General features: G+C 51.2%; 19 protein-coding genes and 1 other annotated feature. Of the genes, 6 read left to right on the top strand and 13 right to left on the bottom strand.

All coding sequences use genetic code 11. The features are described 5' to 3' along the window. Positions 1–42 precede the first annotated feature (42 nt). Positions 43–2,046 carry a GGDEF domain-containing protein gene (locus NYE70_RS08235; RefSeq protein WP_341045632.1) on the bottom strand — a complete coding sequence of 668 codons (2,004 nt, stop codon included), beginning with the start codon at positions 2,044–2,046 and terminating at the stop codon, positions 43–45. Positions 2,047–2,512: 466 nt separating this feature from the next. Here NYE70_RS08235 and rpsD point away from each other — a divergent pair, with 466 nt between their 5' ends. Further along, positions 2,513–3,112, top strand: coding sequence for a 30S ribosomal protein S4 (gene rpsD, locus NYE70_RS08240; RefSeq protein ID WP_341045633.1), 600 nt, complete (start codon positions 2,513–2,515; stop codon positions 3,110–3,112). A gap of 114 nt (positions 3,113–3,226) precedes the next feature. On the opposite strand, the gene tyrS is transcribed toward rpsD, so the two are convergent. Continuing rightward, entirely contained in the window at positions 3,227–4,480 is a 1,254-nt protein-coding gene (gene tyrS, locus NYE70_RS08245; protein ID WP_211019705.1) for a tyrosine--tRNA ligase, read from the bottom strand. A 62-nt stretch (positions 4,481–4,542) separates the two neighbouring features. Then, positions 4,543–4,809: a binding site (T-box leader), on the bottom strand. 154 nt (positions 4,810–4,963) lie between these two features. Here tyrS and NYE70_RS08250 point away from each other — a divergent pair. Beyond that, on the top strand, positions 4,964–8,062 hold the full coding sequence (locus NYE70_RS08250) for a transglycosylase domain-containing protein (protein WP_341045635.1): 3,099 nt from the start codon (positions 4,964–4,966) through the stop codon (positions 8,060–8,062). Positions 8,063–8,172: 110 nt separating this feature from the next. Here NYE70_RS08250 and acsA read toward each other — a convergent pair whose 3' ends face one another. Next, a complete protein-coding gene (gene acsA, locus NYE70_RS08255) occupies positions 8,173–9,897 on the bottom strand; it encodes an acetate--CoA ligase (RefSeq protein WP_211019711.1) in 1,725 nt (574 codons plus the stop codon). Between the two features lie 302 nt (positions 9,898–10,199). Here acsA and NYE70_RS08260 point away from each other — a divergent pair, with 302 nt between their 5' ends. Both NYE70_RS08260 and NYE70_RS08265 read left to right on the top strand, forming a co-directional pair. Continuing rightward, positions 10,200–10,832 (top strand): GNAT family N-acetyltransferase, encoded by a 633-nt coding sequence (locus tag NYE70_RS08260; protein WP_211019712.1) that lies wholly within the window; start codon positions 10,200–10,202, stop codon positions 10,830–10,832. Positions 10,833–10,864: 32 nt separating this feature from the next. Continuing rightward, complete coding sequence (locus NYE70_RS08265; protein ID WP_341045636.1) at positions 10,865–12,055, top strand: acetoin utilization protein AcuC; 1,191 nt, start codon at positions 10,865–10,867, stop codon at positions 12,053–12,055. A 1-nt stretch (position 12,056) separates the two neighbouring features. Here the strand turns inward: NYE70_RS08265 and NYE70_RS08270 are convergent, their stop codons facing one another. The 4 genes from NYE70_RS08270 to NYE70_RS08285 form a co-directional block, all read right to left on the bottom strand. Next, complete coding sequence (locus NYE70_RS08270; RefSeq protein WP_290406092.1) at positions 12,057–12,767, bottom strand: 5'-methylthioadenosine/adenosylhomocysteine nucleosidase; 711 nt, start codon at positions 12,765–12,767, stop codon at positions 12,057–12,059. 170 nt (positions 12,768–12,937) lie between these two features. Next, on the bottom strand, positions 12,938–13,942 hold the full coding sequence (gene ccpA / locus NYE70_RS08275; RefSeq protein WP_213653923.1) for a catabolite control protein A: 1,005 nt from the start codon (positions 13,940–13,942) through the stop codon (positions 12,938–12,940). 109 nt (positions 13,943–14,051) lie between these two features. Further along, a complete protein-coding gene (gene ytxJ / locus NYE70_RS08280; protein ID WP_341045639.1) occupies positions 14,052–14,396 on the bottom strand; it encodes a bacillithiol system redox-active protein YtxJ in 345 nt (114 codons plus the stop codon). A 109-nt stretch (positions 14,397–14,505) separates the two neighbouring features. Continuing rightward, on the bottom strand, positions 14,506–14,949 hold the full coding sequence (locus tag NYE70_RS08285) for a hypothetical protein (RefSeq protein WP_290406090.1): 444 nt from the start codon (positions 14,947–14,949) through the stop codon (positions 14,506–14,508). A gap of 165 nt (positions 14,950–15,114) precedes the next feature. On the opposite strand from NYE70_RS08285, the gene NYE70_RS08290 reads away from it, so the two are divergent. Further along, entirely contained in the window at positions 15,115–15,645 is a 531-nt protein-coding gene (locus tag NYE70_RS08290; protein ID WP_290406089.1) for a type 1 glutamine amidotransferase domain-containing protein, read from the top strand. Positions 15,646–15,705: 60 nt separating this feature from the next. Here the strand turns inward: NYE70_RS08290 and ptsP are convergent, their stop codons facing one another. The 6 genes from ptsP to NYE70_RS08320 form a co-directional block, all read right to left on the bottom strand. Next, entirely contained in the window at positions 15,706–17,442 is a 1,737-nt protein-coding gene (ptsP, locus tag NYE70_RS08295; RefSeq protein WP_290406088.1) for a phosphoenolpyruvate--protein phosphotransferase, read from the bottom strand. Positions 17,443–17,596: 154 nt separating this feature from the next. Beyond that, positions 17,597–18,022 carry a CoA-binding protein gene (locus NYE70_RS08300; protein ID WP_211019720.1) on the bottom strand — a complete coding sequence of 142 codons (426 nt, stop codon included), beginning with the start codon at positions 18,020–18,022 and terminating at the stop codon, positions 17,597–17,599. Positions 18,023–18,046: 24 nt separating this feature from the next. Then, positions 18,047–19,339: a 3-phosphoshikimate 1-carboxyvinyltransferase gene (gene aroA / locus NYE70_RS08305; protein ID WP_213653919.1), complete on the bottom strand. Its 1,293-nt coding sequence runs from the start codon at positions 19,337–19,339 to the stop codon at positions 18,047–18,049. Between the two features lie 33 nt (positions 19,340–19,372). Beyond that, complete coding sequence (locus tag NYE70_RS08310) at positions 19,373–19,885, bottom strand: shikimate kinase (RefSeq protein ID WP_247681490.1); 513 nt, start codon at positions 19,883–19,885, stop codon at positions 19,373–19,375. A gap of 219 nt (positions 19,886–20,104) precedes the next feature. Then, complete coding sequence (gndA, locus tag NYE70_RS08315; RefSeq protein WP_211019723.1) at positions 20,105–21,514, bottom strand: NADP-dependent phosphogluconate dehydrogenase; 1,410 nt, start codon at positions 21,512–21,514, stop codon at positions 20,105–20,107. Positions 21,515–21,672: 158 nt separating this feature from the next. Then, positions 21,673–22,269 carry a hypothetical protein gene (locus tag NYE70_RS08320; protein ID WP_341045640.1) on the bottom strand — a complete coding sequence of 199 codons (597 nt, stop codon included), beginning with the start codon at positions 22,267–22,269 and terminating at the stop codon, positions 21,673–21,675. Positions 22,270–22,561: 292 nt separating this feature from the next. Between NYE70_RS08320 and NYE70_RS08325 the strand changes: the two genes are divergently transcribed. Then, the gene (locus NYE70_RS08325) at positions 22,562–23,185 is read left to right on the top strand and encodes a YktB family protein (protein WP_341045641.1); all 624 of its coding nucleotides are present in this window, start codon (positions 22,562–22,564) and stop codon (positions 23,183–23,185) included. Positions 23,186–23,352 lie beyond the last annotated feature (167 nt).

The following is a 23,352-nucleotide window of genomic DNA, read 5'->3' on the forward strand; positions in this document are numbered from 1 at the left end:
CGTCCCGAGGGACGTTCTGAATCATCAAACATTTCAGATAAGTCATTCATTAGGAGGAAATCCGATTACAGTCCGGTTCCTGCCATTCTTCTTCGCTTCGTATAAAGCCATATCCGCCAGATAAAAAAGGGATTCAACGCTGATTTTCTCGCTGTCATGGTTCCATTCCGCAATTCCGCAAGATACCGTAACCTGGGGTTCCGTTTCCATCGCCACCCGGAGACGGATCATTTCGGCGATCTGGTAGCCGCTGTGCACGTCCGCTCCAGGCAGGTAAATCGCCAGCTCCTCACCGCCCCAGCGGGCCGCAATATCCGTTTTGCGAACCGTGCTTTTAATGATGGAGCACACCTGCTTCAATATTTTGTCCCCGGTCTGATGGCCGTAAGTATCGTTGACTTGTTTGAACAAATCGATGTCTACGATAATCAGGGAGCCGCCCTCATCCCGCTTCATCAGCTCTTGAATCCGGTCATCCAAATAACGCCGGGCATACAGCTCGGTCAACATATCGTGATTGGCCATCCGCTGTACTTCGGCATGCAGCGAAGCGTTGGCGATCGCCAGCCCGATATGCGAGGATAACACCTGCAGCAATCTATAATTCTCGTAGGAAAAAAAACGATCCGCCCGGTGCGCCAGCATAATCGCGCCGATGACTTCGCCCCGAACGACCAGGGGAGCTGCGATCAGCGAGCGGGCACCAGTTTCGTCCATCAGTCTGGACGTTATGTTACCGTAAGCCTTGTAGTCGGACAGAATGATAGGTTCCCTGGTAGAGAACACAAGTCCGCTAAAACCGTAATCTTTCGGAAAATTCTCTTTGGAGAGCGACGGAATGTTGCAGGCCATAATTTCAAAGAAATCGCTGTCTTTGTCGATTTGAGAAATACAGCAATACTCCGCCCGAAAGATGGACAACAATTCCTCTGTAGCGAACTTGAACACTTCTTTGAGCCGGAGGCTCTGATTAAGCCGTTTGGTCAGCTCGTTAATGAGCCGGAGTTCACTGACCAGCAGATTGGACTGCTCGTACAATTTCGCGTTCTCGAAAGCCGAGCCCGCCGTGTCCGCCAGCATTCCGATCAGCTGCAGATCCACCTCTTCGACTTCCTCGCGGGGCATCACCAAATGAAACACCCCGTAAACTCCCTGCTTGCCTACCAGCGGAGCCGCGATTTCCAGGTAAGTATTGTCATCCTTACCCCGCTTCTCCGTCCGCAGCATCCGGCCTTCCATAAACGCCCGGACGCACATATGGTCCCGTTCTCCCTGAAGCTGGAGCGATTTGACCCGGGGATCGCGGCTAAGATGATCCTGCGACATGAGCAGCTCGACTTTCGCTCCGGGATACATGCCTGCAATCCGTTCGAACACCTCGGTAAGCACCGAATCAACATCTATTTGGTCATGCAATTTTTGAACTACCTGGAACAGGATGGACCTTCTGTATTCCTCCCGCTTGGCCTGCTTCTGGACTTGAAGCAAGTCCAATACGAATAAAGATTCAAATCTCTTGTAGAAGCATGTCCGGAAATATCCGGCAGCCATCTTTACCCATCCTTGCGCAAAACTGTTTCCGGCCTCATCCATGTTTGCGATTTGACACCCCAGCACCGCAAATACTTCCTTCGTATGCCGTGTCACGATCGGAACCGCGATGCAATGCCCTGTTCCTGAGGAGGTGGAGGTAACCTCCCGGCGAATCAGACAGGCCTGGGCTACCTCAGGAGCGATATCGAGAGCCCGCTCATCCTCTGGATAGGTTGTCCCCGGTTTCAGGAGTTCACCTTTAAAGTCCGCGGCAAACCATTCAACGGGGCAAGGAGCTGGAACATCTGTCATTTCCACAAGCCAGTCGGCGTATGAAGTCTGAAGCAGGGAAGCTATATAAGGAAAGTCATAGGATGTTATGTCAAGCAACCCCAGCCAATTTATCTGGTCCTCCTGCTCTTCTCCTTCAGTCAAATGCGGCAAAGAAATGCTTGTACTGCTTATATTCGGCTTAAACGACTGCGTCGGGTCATCTCTTGATTGTTTTGTCATGAAAAAGCTCCTTTTTCACTGCGTCCAGCCCGCAGCGACATAATGTAAACGAAGCCGTTTGACTCTGCCTTGAGTTGCGCCTTTATTACAGTAAGCTTTGATCCGTTCCTTGTTTATATGTTATTTTACTATCATCCAGATGGTTTTGCATTAAAATTCCTTCATTTTACCCAATTATTTTAGGACGTAAGCCCTATCGACACGATTCTTCCTTTTAAAACAAAATCCCCCGCTTGACTTTACCGCCCAATTTCATATAATATTTATTGTTGATAAAGATCTGGATAGGATCTTGATTAGGGCGTAACGCATGCGAAGCACCCTCTCGGTTTTTGTTGCTGACAGGACAGCGGCTGAACTCTCCTGGCAGAGAGCGGATTAAACTATCCTCCGCCCGCCCAAACAAAACCCGCGCAAGTAGAACCCTACACCGAAAATTTCAATTTAAAAGGAGTCTACCTATACAATGGCACGTTACACTGGTCCTAAATTTAAACTCAGCCGTCGTCTCGGCATTTCCCTGAGCGGCACTGGCAAAGATTTGAAGCGCCCTTTCCCTCCGGGACAACATGGTGCTAACCAACGGAGAAAAGTATCCAACTACGGCATGCAGCTTTTGGAAAAACAAAAATTGCGCCACATGTACGGTTTGGGCGAGAAGCAATTCCGCACTTTGTTCGCTAAAGCGCAAAAAATGCCTGGTATCGCCGGTGAAACATTCATGGCGCTGCTTGAAAGCCGCCTGGACAACCTGGTATACCGTCTTGGTTTTGCAAATTCCCGCGCTGGCGCTCGTCAATTGGTTTCCCACGGTCATATCACCGTAAACGGCAAGAAAGTGGATATCGCTTCTTACCGTGTAAGCCTTGGCGACGTAATTGGTCTTCGTGAAAGAAGCCGCAGCCTTTCTTCTGTTAAAGAAGCTTTGGAAAACCGCTCGCATCTTCCAGCTTACCTGGAATTCAACGACAGTGCAGTAGAAGGCAAGTTCATTCGTCTGCCTGAGCGTTCCGAGCTGTCCCAAGACATCGACGAAAAACAAATCGTCGAATTCTACAACCGTTAAGAATTCAAAACCGGCCAACTCCCTTGGGGATTGGCCGGTTTTTTTGGTCCTATTAATGCTCGTACGGCTCAATTTAATAAAATCAAAGAAAGGGGCCTCAGGGCCCCTTTCTTCTTATTTCACGAGCAGCTTGGCAAATTTGCGTTTGCCTACCTGGATGACATCTCCATCCGCAATAGCGATTTCGGCATTCGGATCCGTAAGCTTCTCTTCGTTCACCTTGACCGCACCCTGCTGAATACTGCGCCGGGCTTCACTATTGGAAGCCGCAAATCCAAGGAGCGACAACAGCTTGATCAGACCGATTTTACCGTCATTCAGTTCTCCGGCAGCAACCGTAATCTCTTGAATATCCTCCGGAAGCGCCCGCTGTTGGAAGACGGTAATAAAGTGCTCCTGTGCCGCTTCGGCTGCGTCGACGCCATGGTACATGCGTACGAAGGTGTAAGCCAGCTGCATTTTGGCATCACGTGGATGAACAGCCCCTAGCTTAACGCCTTCGCTAAGCACGGCCAACTCCTCATTCGTCAAGTCAGTCGCCAGCTCGAAGTATTTCAGCATGAGGTCATCCGGTACGGACATCGATTTACCGTAAATTTCATTCGGTTCCTCGTCGATGCCGATGTAGTTCCCAAGGCTTTTACTCATCTTCTGCACACCGTCAAGACCTTCGATCAGCGGTGTCATAATAGCAATCTGAGGTTCCAGGCCATATTCCTTCTGCAGCGTTCTGCCCATCAGCAGATTGAATTTCTGGTCCGTCCCCCCAAGCTCGATATCGGTATGCAGCGCAACCGAATCCATCCCCTGCATGAGCGGGTAGAAAAATTCATGAATACTGATCGGCTGGCCGTTCTGATAACGCTTGGTGAAATCGTCTCTTTCCAGCATCCGGGCTACGGTAACTTTTGCCGCCAGCTTGACCACTTCTTCAAACGTCATCGGCGCGAGCCATTCCGAGTTAAAGAATACCTTCGTTTTTTCCGGATCCAGAATTTTAAAAATTTGCTGGCGGTACGTCTCGGCATTCCGCTGCACATCCTCCTCGGACAGCTGCTTGCGGGTTTCCGATTTCCCTGTCGGATCGCCGATCTTCCCGGTGAAATCGCCGATAATGAGCTGAATCTGATGCCCGAATTGCTGGAACTGACGCAGCTTTTGCAAAACTACGGTGTGCCCCACGTGAATGTCCGGCGCTGAAGGATCAAGGCCAAGCTTCACATTCAGCGGTGTTCCGGTAACCACCGATTTCATGATTTTCTGTCTTAATTCGTCTTCCGGCACAATTTCAACAACCCCGCGGGAAATCACCTGCAGTTGGCGTTCTACTTCTTCCTGCTGAGCCAGTGTCAATTCATCCCATTTCATCTTCAATCATCCTCCACAATTAATTTATATCTGCCGAAAACGACAAAAAGCTCCTTCTCATCCCAAGGGACGAGAAGGAGCTGCTCGCGTTACCACCCTAATTAAAACCGCTGCTTAATCAATGCCCATAACCCGAGCACAGGCAAACAGACGGTTTTCACCTCATTTCAATAACGGGTCTTCCCGGTACCGGACTACTGACAATTCTGCGTTCCCCCGGACGGCTCCAGACGGTAATTCAAAAGGGATCCGCCCATTCGGTTCGCAGCGACCACCGATTCTCTGAGCGGCGGGATTCCGCCTTCTACTAAGTCTTTCCAAGCCTTTGACGATATGCAATTAGCTATTTTATAACACAGAAACTTTCGTCAAGTCAAACCTCGGCTTCTCCCGAATATCGGTCGGATCGTGTCCGAATGGGTGGAAAAAGCGGTCAAACGCCCTTTTTTATGCTATAATGTTGCTGTTAAAAGGAGGAATTCCATGGTTCATGAAAACGATAACAACTCCGGCAAGGGAGGGCAAAGAAAGTCGCGAAGCGAATCCAGAAACAAGAAGCCCGTACGCAAACGCAGACGCGGCCGCTGGGTCTGGACTACGCTGGGATGGCTTGTTTTGCTCGGTTTTGCCGGGGCCTTGTTTGCCGGAGGGGCAGTATTCGGATACGTCTCCTCAATCGTCATAGACGAACCCGTGAGATCACGTACCGATATTGAACAAAAAATCGATCATAACGAAATCACCGGATTCGCCTACTTCCGCGACGGCCAGCCGATCGGCCAGCTGCGTTCGGAAGAGGACCGGCGGCCCGTCAGCTTCGACGAAATCCCTTCTTCCGTCATAGACGCTGTCATCGCTATTGAAGACAATCATTTTGAAGAACATAAGGGTGTGGACCTGAAAGGGACCATGCGCGCCGTAAAGCAAAAGCTGCTCAAAGAAGACATCCAGACCGGCGGGAGCACGCTCACCCAGCAATTGGCACGCCGGGTATTTCTGAATCTGGACCGGACAGACAACCGGAAGGTAAAAGAAATTCTGCTCGCACTGCGATTGGAACGGTTTCTGAGCAAAAATGAAATTTTAACGGCATATCTGAACAAAGTACCGTTCGGGAACGGCTCCAACGGTTATCAGGTTTACGGGATCAAAGCAGCAGCCAAAGGTATTTTCAATATTGTTAATCTTGATGATCTGAACACTGCCCAGTCCGCCTATCTCGCAGGGTTGCCGCAGCTTCCTTCTTCTTATTCCGCCTATAACGGCAAAGGAGAGTTCAACCAGGAAGCCTTCGACCGAGCGCTCAAACGGCAGCGCCTAGTGCTTCAGCGGATGCTTGAGGAGAACAAAATAACGAAAGCCCAATATGACGATGCGCTGGCGTTTGATATTAAAGGGTCGCTCGCACCGCAAACAAAGAAAGCTTACGAGACGTTTCCGTACCTGATGCTCGAAACGGAACGTCAGAGCGCAATTACGATCGCCATGCTGAACAATCCGGAGATGACCAAAGAAGAGGTCGCCAAAAACTCGCAAATACTTGAAGAAGCTCGTCAAGAGCTGCTGACCGGAGGATATCGGGTTTACACGACGATCGACAAAAAAGTCTATAACTCCATGCACAAGGTTTCGGAAAACGAGAAGAACTTCTCCAAATACAGCGAAACCAAGGGGCTTGAGCAAGTCGCCGGCATGATGATCGACAATCATACCGGGGCCATCCTCGGAATGATCGAAGGTCGGGATTTTTATACGGAGCAAATGAATTACGCAACGCAAATGATACGTCAACCGGGGTCGACCATGAAGCCGATCGCCGCCTATTTGCCGGCCATGGAAGAGGGGCTGATCCAGCCCGCGAGCATCATTGACGATTCGCCGATGATTCTACGCGATTACCAAAAAGGATATCACATCCCGGTCAACTCCAGCGGCGGCTATAAAGGCCTTGTAACCGCCCGGACCGCACTGAACGAATCGCGCAATATTCCGGCCCTGAAGCTGTTTAACGAAACTGTGGGCATCGAAAAGGCTTGGGATTTCTCCAAGAAACTGGGCATCACCACCCTCGATGAACAGGATTACGGGGCGCAAACCGGCGTACTCGGCGGCTTGAAATACGGGGTTACCGTGGAGGAACTCACTAACGCGTACACGGCAATTGCCAACGGCGGTGAATTCAACGACGCCTACATGATCGCCAAAATTACGGATTCCAAAGGAAAGATCGTGTATAAGCATGAGGTTGAGCCGAAACGGGTCTTCTCCAAGCAAACGGCTTATCTCATGACCGACATGCTGCGGACCGTAATCAAGGACGGAACCGGGAAATCGATTAAGAGCGATTTCAAGAAGTACGGGGAAATTCCAATCGTCGGAAAAACCGGAACGACGCAAAATTACGCCGATGTGTGGTTTATGGGCTATTCGCCCGACGTTACCCTCGGGGTATGGATCGGTTATAAAGAGCCGGTCAATACGCTGTCGGAGCCCGGCAAGTCCCGGGCCCGCTCGATTTGGGCCATGGTCATGAACGAAGTGACCGAGAATGAGCCGGATCTGTTCGTCACGCCGGAATTCGTCAAACCCGACGGCATCGTATCCGCGACCGTATCGGGCTTCAGCGGCAAGCTGCCGACGGAGCTTACCAAACAGGCGGGAAAAATGGTTACCGACATTTTCAATGCCAAATACGTCCCTAAAGAACCGGATGATGTTCTGGTCCGGATGAAATACATCACTTATGAAGGAGTCAACTATATTCCGCAGGAAGCTACGCCGGCGGATATGTTGCTCGAAAAAGTAGTGATGAAGCGCGAAAAACCGATCAAGGAACTGATCGATGAGCTTGAAAATGCCTTTGCCAAAATGAAAGGCGGTCACAAGCCGCTGAGCTACTACATGCCGAAGGATGCCGGCGAGGACGCACCGACTAAACCGGATCCTCGCGTCGATGACGGAGCCGCGCCTGCGGCACCCACGAACGTAAAGCTTACGTCATCAGGCGGAAACTCGAAGGTCACATTTAGCAAAAATGCGGAAAAAGACGTGGTAGGCTATCGCCTCTATCGTTCCGAGGACGGCGGTTCCTTCAAGTATACGGGCCATGCAGCCCTAACCGGAGGGAGTACCGAGATCTCCGATTCCGGAGCCGGCGGGTTTACCCATTCCTACTACGTAACGGCTGTCGACGTAGCCGGCAAGGAATCCGAGCCTAGCGCGATCGTCAGCTCAGACAGCTGGATTCCTGATTTCCCGGGGACGGAAGGAGATCCTTCCGGGATGGAAGGCGAACCAGGCCAGGAAGGCATTATGCTGCCGCCTACCGCTCCCGCCCAGGTAGTCGTTCAAGGGAACGGCGGCGATATTTCAATCCAATGGGCAGCGTCTTCTTCCATTGAGCAAGTTTCAAGTTATAACATCTATTATTCAAATACTTCGGACGGACAATTTGCTCTGCTCGGTTCGACTTCGGGCACATCGTTCTCCTTCAAAAGCGATACGACCGGCTGGGTTCAAGTCACAGCGGTCAATGCGCTTGGAGAATCAACGCCGTCCAGTTCCGTCCAGTTTGGCAAATAGCAAGCGCCGTCGTTTTTACCTTTGCTTTCAGATTCTGACAGAAAACGGAGCTATCCCTCGGCAGCCAATGGCTGCGGGATAGCCCCGTTTTTTTTGCTCTATTAGGATTATTAGTCCTCGATCGTCGACAGATCGCCTGCCGGGAGATTCAGCTCCCAGGCCTTTAACACGCGCCGCATAATTTTACCGGAACGCGTCTTTGGCAGTTTATCTTTAAACTCAATCTCTCTCGGAGCGGCATGCGCCGATAAGCCTTCCTTTACGAAACGGGATATTTCGGCCTTCAGCTCTTCGGAAGGTTCGAAGCCTTCTCTTAACGAAATGAACGCCTTGATAATCTCGCCCCGTGTCGGATCGGGTTTACCGATGACACCGGCTTCGGCGACCGCCGGATGCTCGACCAGCTTGCTCTCCACTTCGAACGGTCCGATCCGTTCGCCTGAGGAGTTGATCACGTCATCGATCCGGCCCTGGAACCAGAAATATCCGTCCTCGTCCATATAGGCCGTATCTCCGGAAATATACCAGCCCGGGATTCGGAAATATTCCTCGTATTTGGGGGCGTTGTTCCAAATGAGCCGCATCATGGACGGCCATGGCGTGCGCACAGCCAGGTTGCCCATCCGGTTAGGCGGCAGCTCCTTGCCGTTGTCATCGATAATAGCCGCCTGAATGCCTGGAACCGGTTTGCCCATCGAACCCGGCTTAATCGGCATGGAAGGATAATTACAGATCAGTTGTCCCCCGGTTTCGGTCATCCACCAAGTATCATGGATCCGGTGTCCGTAGACTTTATATCCCCAACGAACGACCTCCGGATTCAGCGGTTCGCCGACCGAGAGAATATGCCGCAGCGTGGACAGATCATATTGTTTCACGATATCTTCCCCTGCACCCATGAACATCCGGAAGGCGGTAGGAGCGCTGTACCATACAGTGACCTTATTTTTTTGAATCGTATCATACCAGTCCCCGGGGCTAAAACGTCCCCCACGTACTACATTAGTGGCGCCGTGCAGCCAAGGAGCGAAAATCCCGTAAGAAGTCCCCGTCACCCAACCTGGATCGGCCGTACACCAGTAGACATCTCCTTCTTTAAGATCAAGGACTACCTTGCCCGTATAATAGTGTTGAAGCATGGCGTTATGAACATGGTAAACCCCCTTCGGCTTGCCTGTCGATCCGGAAGTGTAATGGAGAATTAGTCCGTCTTCACGGTTTACCCATTCGATTTCGGCATCACTCGAAGCATGCTCCATCTCTTTAAAATAATCAATAATGCCTGCCTCAGGCTCAATGTCCTTTCCCACCAGAAAAATATGATGCAGCAGCGGCAGCTCATCCCGTTTCACCCTCGGCAGCAAAGTCGTTGTCGTTACAAGCGCAACCGCTCCGCTATCCTCCAAACGGTCTTTGACCGCGGTCTCCATAAACGCCTCGAACAGAGGACCGACTACGGCCCCGACTTTCAAGATTCCTAGAATACTGACGTATAATTCCGGGCTGCGCGGCATAAACACAAATACGCGATCCCCTTTGGAGATCCCCTGACTGCGGAGCACATTGGCAAATTGATTGGATTTCTCCTTCAAATCTTTGAACGTGTAAGTTTCTTCCCGGGTCGGGTCGTTAAACCGCAATGCGATCCGGTCGCCTCTTCCCTCGTCTACATGACGGTCGATCGCTTCATAAGCCATGTTGACCTTTCCGGTTTCATACCAGGAAAACTGCTTTTCTACGTCCTCCCAGTTAAAGTTGGCATACGCTTCTTCGTAGTTCCCCAGGTTTGATGAAGGGGCTCCCGCTGAAATAATTTCTCCCTGCATTTGACTCATCGTTCCATCCTCCCTTGATCTGAACAAAAGTTTAATAGAATAGATCAAAATCATGAAAACGGATACAAAGAACATGTGGTTGAAAGATCACTGAGCGACGGCTAATAGGACGGCATCCGTTTGATCAGAAACGCGAAAAAGACCGCAAAGAAAAGTATGCAACAAAAATCACGATGTCAAGTGAAAATTGTGAAAATTTTATGTCGGAAACATTATAACATACGTCTTACATAGCGGCTATACTTTTCAAATTTTCATTTTTCTGTTATAAGAGAGTGGAACGAGCAAAGGAGGCGGCAATGATGGAACACCGAAAAACGTATATCCGCCATACCCTGCCCCATGAAAACCACGAAATTGTCCTGGAAGGCCCCGTAACGCCATCCCATCTCCGTACCCTGCGGATGCATCCCGAACTGGACGCCTTCCGCAAACCGGAGGATCAGCACCTGGCTCTGATTGAAATCGCTGGCCTTCCGGAAGGGCGGATTATTTTGGCCCGGGAAAATGACGTGATCATCGGCTACGTGACTTTTCACTATCCCGATGAGATGGAGCGGTGGTCTCAAGGGAACATGCCTGACCTGATCGAGTTGGGCGCGATTGAAGTGTCCAATGAATACCGGTCCCTGAAAATCGGCTCCCGCATGATCTCCACGGCGTTTGAAGACGGTCAGATGGAAAAGTACATCGTGTTTACTACCGAGTATTATTGGCATTGGGATCTTAAAAGCAGCGGCTTATCCGTTTGGGATTACCGCAAGATGATGGAACGGCTGATGCAAACCGTTGATATGGTCTGGTACGCGACCGATGATCCGGAAATCTGCTCCCACCCCGCCAACTGCCTGATGGTCCGGATCGGCAAGGAAGTTCCGATCGAATCCGAAGAACAGTTTGACAGAATCCGTTTCCAGCAGCGCTTCATGTATTGATTATTTACTCAAGAGGAAGGACGCGTGACGCCATGTCTGGAAGCGCTTTATTTGTTCATCACGATAAATCGATGAATTACCGGTTTCACGATCATCATCCCTTCCATCCGATCCGGCTGCAGCTCACGCTTGACCTCTTATCAAGCATAGGGGCGCTTGCGCCCTCGCAAATGCTATTGTCCCGTCCGGCATCGGATGAAGAGCTGATGTGGATCCACCAACCGGCCTATATCGAAGCGGTAAAAGCTTTGAGCCAAGCTACGCCCGAGCCCGACTGGATCGGGCGGGCCGAACAATACGGCCTGATGGACGAGGATACGCCCTATTTTGCCGGAATGCACGAAGCGGCCTCTTATGTAACCGGAGGCACAATAACGGCCGTGGAAGCCGTTATGTCCGGGAAATCTACCCATGCCCTCCATTTGGGCGGCGGTCTGCATCATGCCTTGTCCGCGAAAGCGGCCGGGTTTTGTGTATACAATGATGCCGCCGTAGCGATCTCATATGCCAGACGGCATTATAACGCCAGAGTCCTTTATGTGGATACGGACGTACATCATGGGGACGGGGTGCAGTGGAGTTTTTACTCGGATCCGGAGGTATGTACATACTCTATCCATGAGACGGGCAAGTATTTATTTCCCGGAACCGGGTATCTCAACGAAAGAGGGGAACACCAAGGCTACGGAGCATGCCTGAACGTCCCGCTACAGCCTTATACCGAGGACGCTTCCTGGATGGAATGCTTCGAGCAGTCCATCTCACGTCTGACGGCTTACTTCAAGCCCGACCTCATCGTCAGCCTCCACGGCTGCGATGCCCATGCGCTGGATCCGCTGAGTCATATGCATTGCAGCATGGATATTTACAACCGGATGCCGGCGATTCTGCACGAGTTGGCCCATACTTACTGTGAAGGACGATGGGTCGCCGTGGGAGGCGGGGGTTACGACATGTGGCGGGTAGTTCCGCGCGCTTGGGGGCTGTTGTGGCTGGAAATGAGCCACCACCCTTTGAAGCAGGCTCTGGACGAGGGGGATCCCGCCCATGCGCACCTGCCCCGGAGCTGGATAGACAAATGGCAAGGGCAGACGCAACAGACGCTGCCTACCGAATGGCTGGACGATTTGTCCCGGTGGGAAGGAATTCCGCGAAGAGACGAGATCACAGCAAAAAACCGCGAGAATCTCGCGGTTGCGTTGCAGGAATATCCTGAGACGTGATCTAGGATGCCTCGAAATGGCGGATCATATCTTCCACGATCTCGAAAGAACGTTTCGAGGCGGCTACGGTAAATTCGGCGAAATTCACATTGGCCGTGCCGTCCGCCTTGTCCGACATCGAGCGGAGAATGACATAAGGCACCGAGTTCGTATAACATACTTGCCCGATTGCGGCGCCCTCCATCTCCACGCAAGCGCCGCCCATCGTTTCGTGCAGCAGGCGGACCTTTTCCGAATCGGCGATGAACTGATCGCCGGATAACACTCTGCCGATCACATAGCCTTGTTCCTTGCACACGCGGGAACAGGCTTCCTCGGCCAGCTTGATAAAGCCGTGATCAGCGGGGAAATCCGAGGTTTCCTGAAAAGGGATAATCCCCCGACTGAAGCCGAGCGGGGAGCAATCCATATCGTGCTGCTGGCAAGAAGAAGAGATTACGATATCCCCGATATTAAGACTCGGGTCCAACGCTCCCGCCACGCCCGTGAACCAGACCGCTCCGATATCAAAACGGTCGATCAGGATTTGCGTCGTAATCGCCGCGTTTACCTTCCCCACCCCTGATTTGCAAACTACCACTTCCTTGCCGTGAAACCGGCCTTTTACAAAAGAAATGCCCGACTGCATGACCTGTTCCTGGCCTTCTATCCCTTGCAGAAGCAAGGCGATTTCCTCATCCATGGCTCCGATAATTCCGATGGTTGTCGGCACTCGTGCTTCGCTCCTTTACTTTCAGCATCAATTTATAATGTAACCCGAACCCTAACTCCGGAAACGTTATTTTATAACATATAAAAAGCTCCTGAATCAGGAGCTTTTTGCCGTATAACCTTTTTCATATATTTGTCTGTTGTATCTCTCTTTATAATCAAAACCAGCCTTTAAATGTGGCTGACGGACAACCGCAAAATCGTTTCGTGCGGCAGAATCACGCGAGGGTTCTCTACCGTTTCCTTCTTCATCAGCTTGGTAAGTAGACGCATGGCCACCGCGCCAAGATCATACATCGGCTGAGCTACCGTGGTCAGCTGAGGCCGTACCATGGAAGCCATACGAATATTATCAACGCTGATAATGGAGAAATCGTCAGGCACTTTAAGACCTTCGTCCTGGATGCTGTGGATCGCTCCGATCGCCATCTCATCCGTAGCCGCAAAAATCGCGCTAGGGCGTTTCTTAAGCCCAAGGAAATATTTCATCGCTTCAACGCCGGATTCGTAACGATAGTTCCCGATGCGAACCAGATCCTCATCGTACGGAATTCCCGCGGTTTCTAACGCGCGTTTATAACCTTGGAACCGAGCATAGCCGTTCGCTGGATCCTGCAGCGTACCGCTGATCATCGCAATATGCCGGTGCCCGTGTCTTACCAGCGTGCTCACCGCATCAAATGCAGCGGCTTCGTGGTCGATATCGACGGAAGGGATCGCCCCGTTCTCATCGCTCGTAGCACACAAAACGATCGGCACAGCCGAGGTCTGGAATGCCTGCACGTGCTCTTCCGTCACCGTTCCGCCCATGAACAGAAGCCCGTCCACTTGCTTTTCAAGCAGGGTGTTGATGACGCGAATTTCCTTTTCCTTCTTCTTGTCGGCATTACACAAAATAATATTATAGTGGTACATGTTAGCGATGTCTTCGATGCCTCTCGCAATCTCCGCAAAAATCGAATTAGATATATCCGGGATCACCACTCCGACCGTGGTCGTCTTCTTGCTGGCAAGCCCTCTTGCCACCGCATTCGGACGATATCCCAAACGTTCAATCGCTTCATAAACTTTCTTCCGGGTTTGCGGCTTCACGTTGGGATTGTTATTCACAACCCGGGAAACCGTTGCCATCGAGACGCCCGCTTCACGTGCCACATCGTAAATGGTAACCGTCACATTCTTCTCTCCATTGCCAATAGATTTTCAATCGTTGTCCAACCAAAGTCCCTGCTGCTCAATTAAATTTATGATACGACAAAATATTACTTTACGCAATGATAACGCTTCATTTTGCAAGAATTCCTCTTATTGCATCCGCGGTAATTTTAGAATGGGAAGCATGCCATACCGCTTGGCCGTCTTTAACCAACAGCGCTTGAGGAGATTCGTGCTTGACGCCAAGCTTCTCCGCCGCCGCGTTGGATACTTCGCGGTCTTCAACCACATAGATCAGCCCATATGTAATCTTCTCATTCGGAGCGTCGTTCAGGTAATCCGCCAGCTCCCGGTGAGCTCCGGCGCTAATCGGACATCTTGTGCTATGCTTGAACAGCAGCAGCGGCTGGTCCGCCGATTGCTCAAACGCCTTCTGAAGATCCTCAGTAGTAGTTATTCTCTTCAATTCGGACATCCCGCATCCGTCCCCTTTCAGAAAATAATTTTCACGTTTTCTATTCATATCTTACCAAAAAGGGAAAGCTAAAAACAACTTATAACGACAAATTCATATCATTTTCATTTTATTTCGCGCTAAGGGACTGTCCTTTTTTAACAAATTTCGACAAAGGTGCCAGCCGGACGGCGATTTCATTCATCCAGGCGGTGTCTTCCATTTTTTGTGCGCATCCGTATAGATCGAGCAGCAGATTGATCCGTTCGTTGCAGCTTTGCTCCAATAACACCCTAAATGCGGAAGGGTCCAGCTTGGCTGCTTGTGAAGACAGACCGTATAGCACGTCCGCCAATTCGTTGATTTCGGTAAAATAAACACGCACGCTCTCGCCTTGCTCCTTCAATTGGCTTAACAAGTCGATTACATCCGCCTTAAAGGAAGGCAGCACTTCATAGTAATTGCATTCTTCGCACTCTAGAATCGGAACCCGGTCGACCTGGAACTTGTTTTCGAAAATAACCAGCCTGAAACCGAGGTTCATGTTTTGTCCGCAGCGGCAAAGCTTGCGCACAGGATCACCTCATTTAATTCTCAACATTTTATTTAATGTAATAATCGCTAAGTAAAGAATAAATAACCATGCGACAGCATCATGAAAGAAATCTTTATTTTTGATACAATTAAAATATCGAAAACGATTTTCGTCAAGAGTTTCAATAGACAGGAGGAGAAAGTTTTGAGACTTACTGGAAAAAAAGTGATAGCTCTGGTGGATGAAGAATTCGAGGATTTGGAGCTTTGGTACCCGATTTACCGCGTTCGGGAGGAAGGTGCCGAGGTGCATTTGGCAGGCGCCGAGAAAGGCAAAAAATACATCGGTAAATATGGCGTACCCGCTGAGGCCGAATTTGCGTTCGAGGAAATCCGTGCCAGCGACTATGACGGAATCCTGGTTCCGGGCGGATGGGCTCCGGACAAGCTGCGGCGTTACGGGAAAGTACTGGATATTATTCGCGAGATGCATAACGACAAGAAGCCGATCGGCCAGATCTGCCATGCCGGCTGGGTGTTGATATCGGCAGGCATTCTGAAGGGAGTCACAGTCACTTCAACGCCGGGAATCCGCGACGATATGGAGAACGCCGGAGCCATCTGGAAAGACGAACCGGTCGTTAGCGACGGGCATATTATTTCGGCAAGACGTCCGCCCGATTTGCCGGAATACGGCAAGGCGTTCGTGGATGCTCTGGCTGCTGCCTCAAAATAGGATAAAGAACGAAAAAGCCGGAGGGAGATCACTCTTCCCCCGGCTTTAATATTGCTTATATTAGCGGCCCGCTACCGGGTCCTTGCCCAGAAAACCGGACAGCTCTCTTTCGATCTCTTCGCTCGTGGTAAGCCGGAAGCAGAGTTTGCCTTCCTCTTGCCCCTCCTTGAGCGTGCTGTTCAAAACGCGATGCTTCACGCGGAGCAAAGCTTGCGGCGACATGCTGAGACTGTCCACACCAAGGTGAAGCCAGATCGGCAGCGCTCTCTCATCGCCGGCCAATTCTCCGCATACGCTGACGGGTATCCCTTCTTCCTTCGCTGCGGACACGGTCTGGCGCAGCAGGCGAAGTACGGCAGGATGAAAAGGATGATACATATGTGCGATTTTTTCGTTCATCCGGTCCACGGCCAGCACATACTGTACCAGATCGTTTGTCCCGATGCTGAAAAAATCGGCTTCCTTTGCCAGCAGATCCGCAATCGCCGCGGCGGCCGGCACTTCAATCATAATACCCGCCTCGATGTCGGAACGGAACGGAAGGCCGCGGACCGCCAAATCCAGCTTAGCCTCCTCCAGAATCCGCTTGGCGCCCCTGAATTCCTCCAGGGATGAGATCATCGGGAACAAAATTTTCACGTGGCCATGCGCGCTGGCCCGCAGTAAGGCGGTTAGCTGGGTTTTGAACAGCTCGTTGCTGTCCAGGCTGATGCGGATACCGCGATACCCAAGCACCGGATTCTCTTCCTCCGGCAGCGCAAAATATTCCAATTGCTTATCTCCGCCAATATCCAGTGTCCGAATGACTACCGGATATCCTCCTGCCTTCTCAACGATCTGGCGGTATACCTCATACTGCTCCTCTTCCGTTGGAAAAGTGGGGCGGTCCATATATAAAAATTCCGTACGGAACAGTCCTACCCCATGAGCTCCGTATTTCATTACCTGCTCCAGGTCCTTCAGCGAGCTGATATTCCCAGCCAGCCGCAAATGGTAGCCGTCTTTCGTCACCGCATCGACGGAGGCGAGCAGTTGCAGCTGTTCTTTTCTGCGGCGCTGACCTTCGGCAATCTCGGTAAACCGGTCGATCAATTCCTGCTCCGGATTCAGATATATCCGGCCATCATCCCCGTCAATAATGAGGAAATCCCCTGTTTGAAGCGGCTCGACAAGCTTGTTTTCCAGGCCGGACACCAGCGGAATTCCGATGGCACGGGCCATGATCGCGGAATGGGAAGTTTGCCCTCCCGCCATCGTGACCATGCCCAGCACATTCTCCGGATTCAAATGCACTAATTGGGACGGCGAAAGCTCCTTGGCGACAAGAATGTACGGCTGTGTGTCGGCGGGCAGAGTAATCTCAGGCGTGCCGAGCAGATGCTTCAGCAGCCGGTTGCCGACATCCTTAATATCAAGCGCCCGCTCTTTCATATATTCATCATCCAGAAGATCAAACATCGTTACAAAATGGTCGATCGCTTCCTTAACAGCCACCTCGGCCGCTTTGTACTGGCGTTCGATGATCCCCTGAATTTCACTCATAAACACGGGGTCCTCTAAAATGGCGATATGCGCGTCAAAAATGCTGGACTCCGCTACCCCGACCGTCTCCTTGATTTCATTCTTCATGAACTCGATCTCGGTTTTGGACGTGCGGATTCCCTCATACAATCTCTCGAATTCCTTGGCGAGATCCACCTTCTCCATCCGGCGATCCTGCACATCCCACTCCCAGGCGGGCAGCACAAAAGCTTTGCCTATCGCTACGCCCGCGGCTGCACCGATACCCTGTATCATGTTTCGACCCCCTAATGTCCTACTTTCGTAATATAGGATACCCTCTCTCTAATACTTTATGGTAAGCCCAGGTTTGCAAATTTGTCAAAGGAATTCGGAATACATAAATAAAAAACCCGGCCCCGCAGGGGCCGAGTCTCTCGGTAGTGATAAATTATCTCTTTCCGATCAAAATACTGTCTTCCACCTTGATGCAGCGGTCCATGATGACCGTTAAACCGCCTTGGGAAGCAATCTCATAAGCCTCGTCGCTCTCGATGCCAAGCTGAAGCCAGAGCACGTTGGCTCCGATCTCCACCGCTTCGCGGGCCACCTCCGGCGTATATTCGCTTCGGCGGAACACATTGACGATATCCACCGGCTCGGGGATGTCCTTCAAAGCGGCATAGACCTTCTCGCCGAGAATTTCGCCGCTGGCTGCCGGGTTGACCGGAATGATCCGGTAACCGTTGTTCTGGAGCGCCTGGGCTACCATATAAGAAGTCCGGTCACTTTTATCGGATAAACCGACGACAGCGATATTGCCCGCATTTTGCAAAATACCCTTGATTTCCTCACGGCTCGGATTTTCAAATGCCATTTGGGATCACACCTTTCTTTACCGTTATTTTACCCACTCGACCGAAGCGCCAAGCGCAGTCAAGTGATCGAAATATTGCGGATAAGATTTGGCTACATGATGCGCGTCCTTGATAAGGAGCGGTTCCTTGCAGCGTAGACCGACGACGGTCAAAGCCATGATCACCCGGTGATCGTAGTGAGCGTTGATCGTCGCTCCGCCTTCGAGGCCCGAAGGACGGCCATGAACGATGATTTCCGATTGGCGCTCTTCCACCTGGGCGCCCGCCTTTTTCAACTCATTGAGATAGTCTGTAATGCGGTCGCATTCCTTATACCGTAAATTTTCCACGTTGTAGAATCTTGAGGTGCCGTCAGCAAATACGGCTGCAGCCACCATAGCCAGCACCGCATCGGTCGCGGCATCGCCGTCGAACTCAACCGGGCGAAGCCGCCCGTTGCCGAGCACATGGACCGTGCCGTCCTTATGGCTAAGCGGAACGTCCATCATTTGCAGCACATCGACAATGGCACGTTCCCCTTGTTTGCTGCGTTCCATCAGGCGGTGCACCTTCACATCGGATTTCGTAACGGCTGCCGCGGCGAGAATAGCCGCCGAGCCGGGATAATCCCCCTGAACCGTATAGTTCTTGGCCTGGTAAGCTTGCCGTCCCGGAACCCGGAAGCTCATATAATCGCTGGCGGCGTCGATCTTAATACCCGCCTGCTCAAGCACTTCCAGCGTCTGCCCGATGACGACCTTCGATTTCAAGTCGCCAAGCACTTCAATCTCGCTGTCTTCCTCAAGCAGCGGGGTCAGAAATAACAAGGCGCTCAAATATTGCGAACTGACTTCGCCGGACACTTTAATCTTCCCGCCTTTAGGATTGCCGCCGCGGATGGTGATCGGCAGCCGGCCTTCTTGATGCTCAATCTCCACGCCCATCGATTCCAGCGCCTCGATCAAGTCGCTGTGCGGACGTTTACCGAGGGAGTCCGGATAGGTGTTTACAAAGGTCACATCCGGGCAAAGCGCTGCAATCGCCATCAAAAACCGCAGCACCGCTCCCGCGTTGCCAACGTTCAGTTCCTTCACATCCCGCGGGTTCTTGCCGAAGCCGGTGATGACGATCTTCTCGTCATCTTCCTGCAATACTGCGCCGAGATCCTGAATACACCGGCGCATCGCATCGCTGTCCTCGCTGTGGGCGGGGTAGTACACCGTGCTTGTACCTTCCGCCAGAGCGGCTACCAGCAGATAGCGGGTCGTATAGTTTTTGGAGGACAGCGCTCCGATTTCTCCTTTTAGTTCCGCAGTGGGCCTAACGATCATATCCATATGTATATCCCCTTTGTATGTGTTGTTGATTGATTAACCGCGGTAATGCATTAAAATCTCCGCAGACACTTCTTCCGCACTTTTGCCGGAAGTATCGATGGTTACATGTGCAAAGTCATAAGCATGCTTCCGTTCTTCCAGCAGCGCCGTGACGCGTTGTCTGGCCCCGCCGGCAAGCAGCGGTCTTCCCTTATCTTCTCCGACCCTGGCAACGATTTCGTCCACTGTAGCCGCAAGCGCGACAACCCAGCCGTATTTCAGCATTTCCCCGCAATTGCTTTCCCGAAGCACCGCTCCGCCACCTGTGGCCAGGATCGATCCCGGAACTTTAAGCGCTTCAACCAGAACAGCCGATTCCAGCTCGCGGAAATAGGACTCGCCCTTCTCTTCAAACAACTCGGGAATGGAGCAGCCCGCCTTCTCCGCAATCATTGCGTCCAAATCCAGCATACGGTATCCCGTCTCTGCGGCAAGATGTGCCCCGACCGTAGATTTCCCGGTCCCCATCATCCCGATCAGTACGATAACATCGCTTTTTTTTGTCAAATTTTCACCTACTTTGTTTCCTGATCCCATGGTTCTCAAATTAACTTTTTCATATCATAACACAGGCTGGTAACTTTGGCACTTCTCCCCTGAAAAATATCACTTTTCTAAGACTCCGCAACCTGCCCCTATGAAAAAAGAGCGCCGCAGCAAACGGAATGTCCGTTGCCTTGGCGCCCTTGTTCGAGCCGTTCAATACATGATTCCAAAGTTTGGTTCTTAGAACCATTGGTGATGGAATACGCCTTCTTTGTCCACACGTTTAAAGGTATGAGCTCCGAAGTAGTCGCGCTGCGCCTGAAGCAGGTTGGCAGGCAGACGTTCCGTACGGTAGCTGTCGTAGTAGGACAATGCGCTGGAGAAGCCTGGAACCGGAATTCCGTTCTCAACAGCGGCTGCAACCACTTTGCGCCATGCATCCTGGTAGCTTTCCACGACATTTTTGAAGTACGAGTCCAGAAGCAGGTTTTTGAGAGCAGGATCACGGTCATACGCTTCTTTGATGTTATGCAGGAACTGCGAACGGATAATGCAGCCGCCGCGGAAAATCATAGCGATATTGCCGTATTTCAAGTCCCAGCCGTACTCATCCGAAGCGGAGCGCATTTGTGCGAAGCCTTGGGCATAGGACACGATTTTACTTGCGAACAGCGCTTTACGCACGTTCTCGATAAATTCCGCTTTGTCGCCGCTGAACGATTTCTTAGCCGGGCCGCTCAAAATTTTGCTGGCCGCCACGCGCTCTTCCTTCATCGCGGACAAGAAGCGGGAGAATACGGATTCCGTAATCATGGACAACGGAACGCCGAGATCGAGGGCGCTTTGGCTTGTCCATTTGCCGGTGCCTTTTTGTCCGGCTGCGTCGAGGATCACGTCAACCATAGGTTTGCCTGTTTCTTCGTCATATTGCGAGAAGATGTCGGCGGTAATTTCGATGAGGTAGCTGTCCAGCTCGCCTTTGTTCCAGTCAGTGAAAATTTCATGCAATTCTTTGGCGTCCACGCCAAGCACGTCTTTCAACAGATGGTAAGCTTCGCCGATCAACTGCATGTCGCCGTATTCGATGCCGTTGTGAACCATCTTCACATAGTGTCCGGCACCGTCCGGTCCGATATATGTACAGCAAGGATCGCCGTTTACTTTGGCGGAAATCGCCGTCAAAATCGGCTCTACCAATTTATAAGCACTCTCTTGTCCGCCCGGCATAATTGCAGGGCCTTTAAGCGCGCCTTCTTCGCCGCCCGATACGCCTGTACCGATGAAACGGAAGCCCTTGGCTTCAAGTTCTTTGCTGCGACGTTGAGTGTCAGGGAAATAAGCGTTACCGCCGTCGATAATGATGTCGCCTTGATCCAGATAAGGAAGCAAGCTCTCAATGGTCGCGTCGGTCGCGGAACCGGCTTGTACCATGATCAAAATTTTGCGTGGCGTTTCCAGGGATTGCACAAACTCTTCTACCGAGAAAGTACCGACAAGATTTTTGCCTTTGGCTTCGTTCTCAAGTAGGTCATGCGTTTTTTGCGGGGAGCGGTTGAATACCGAAACGGTAAAGCCTCTGCTTTCGATATTGAGGGCCAAATTTTTGCCCATAACGGCCAGGCCGATAACGCCAATCTGTTGTTTTGACATGGTCTCCATCCTTTGCAAACTTTATTTTTATCAATAATATCATTTTAACTCTTTTGAGTACAGAAGTGAACCCCTTGAACCCGGTACCCACAAAACAACCCCCCATAAATCAGGGGGCCTTACAATGATTTATATCCTAGTTTGCGTTAAAAAGAAGGCTACCATTCAAGCCGGATCAATTTGATCCGCAGTTTGCGAAGCTTCTCTTTGCAAATCTCGGCCAGTTCTTTGTCTCCCTTTTGCAGCGCCTCGTATAGCATCTCCAACTCCCGGTCGAGCTCCTGCTGCAAGCTTTCAAGCTGCTGCTCCGCCGATTGTGAGGCGAACATTTCCGCCATTTTTCCCGTATCGAGAACAGGGCCTTTCTGAAAAATCACACGATGCTCCATACCGTTGATCTCTACCAGCCTGATCACTTCGCCGAACAGGATATTCTCGATCAGAATCTGCCGGTCTTTAAAGCGCTTAACCACGGCGTGACCGCGAAGATCCCCGATCAGCTTCTCCAGCCATTCGGCCAACTTGGCATCCTTGATTACGTAATCGCCCACCAGCTTGTATCCTTTCGCCAGACGCTGAAAACGAAGCTTCGTTAGCTTGCGGCCCGTTCGCACGGAAATAATGAAAATGGATTCTTTCTCGCTCCAATATAAAGAATATCCGTCTTGGATCAAATCACGGATCAGCTGCTGTATATGCCGGCGGTCGAATCGGAGTTCCAGGTTGCAGTATTCCACTTCATAGCTTTTATTCATGGCACTCCCTCCCTTTCTTGATCAAACCCGAACCGGGCTTCAGGGCGTCGGCCGGGCCTCGCATTTCTCCCACTTGCGGCTTACCATTTCCTATTCTTCATCTTATGTAGCGGAACTTGGATTATTGATTATTTTTACCCGTTTCGGGCTGGGTCTGACTCAAAAGGGCGGTATTTCATCCTCCGGGGAGCTAGGAAGCCAGGGATTCGCCCTCAGGCGGGACCGTTCTGCAAAATATGCTATAATCGGTTAGTAAGCCAAGCCAGCAAGAGCCAGTGATGGAGGTATTAAAATGACGTTTAACGGTTTTACCGAGCAGGATTTCGATAGTTTGACAGTTCCCGGGCTTGAGCCCCGGATGGAAGCCATCATCAGTCGGGTCAGACCCAAGCTTGAAGCCTTGGGCGGCGCGCTCTCTCCATATCTCTCCGTGTTGTGCGGCGAGGACATGTATCCGCATGTTGCCAAGCACGCCCGCCGGAAAGTAAATCCGCCGATCGACACCTGGATCGCCTGGGCGAGCAGCAAACGCGGTTATAAGGCGCTCCCGCATTTCGAGGTCGGTATGTTTTCGACTCATTTGTTTATTATTTTTGCGGTCATTTATGAAAGTCCGAATAAAGCGGTATTCGCCGATTATGTGCAGAAGCACACCGCCAGAATAAAAAAAGCCGTACCAGGCGAGTTCTACTGGTCCATGGATCACATGGATCCGGGCGGTAAGCTTCATACCGACACGAGCTCCCAAACGCTTAAGGACATGGCTGAGAAGCTGAAAACAGTAAAGAAAGCAGAGATCATGTGCGGTCTGCGCATTGAGCGGGATGATCCGATCTTGGGTGACGGTGAGAAGCTTACGGCAAAAATCGAAGAAACCTTCGGTTCCCTGCTTCCGCTGTATCAGGCTTCTTTCTGATAATTAAGGGAGCCGAAAGTGGAACATGAAATAACTTAACTGTATTTTCTACAGCTAATTAGCGAGTATCCATTAGAATATTAAAAATAACTGTAAAACCTCCATCTAAATTTGGCTATTTCCCCCTCAGCAGGTGGTAACAGCTCAATTAACTGGAGGTTTTACAG

The organism is Paenibacillus sp. FSL R5-0407 (assembly GCF_038009185.1).
Classification (GTDB): domain Bacteria; phylum Bacillota; class Bacilli; order Paenibacillales; family Paenibacillaceae; genus Fontibacillus; species Fontibacillus vini.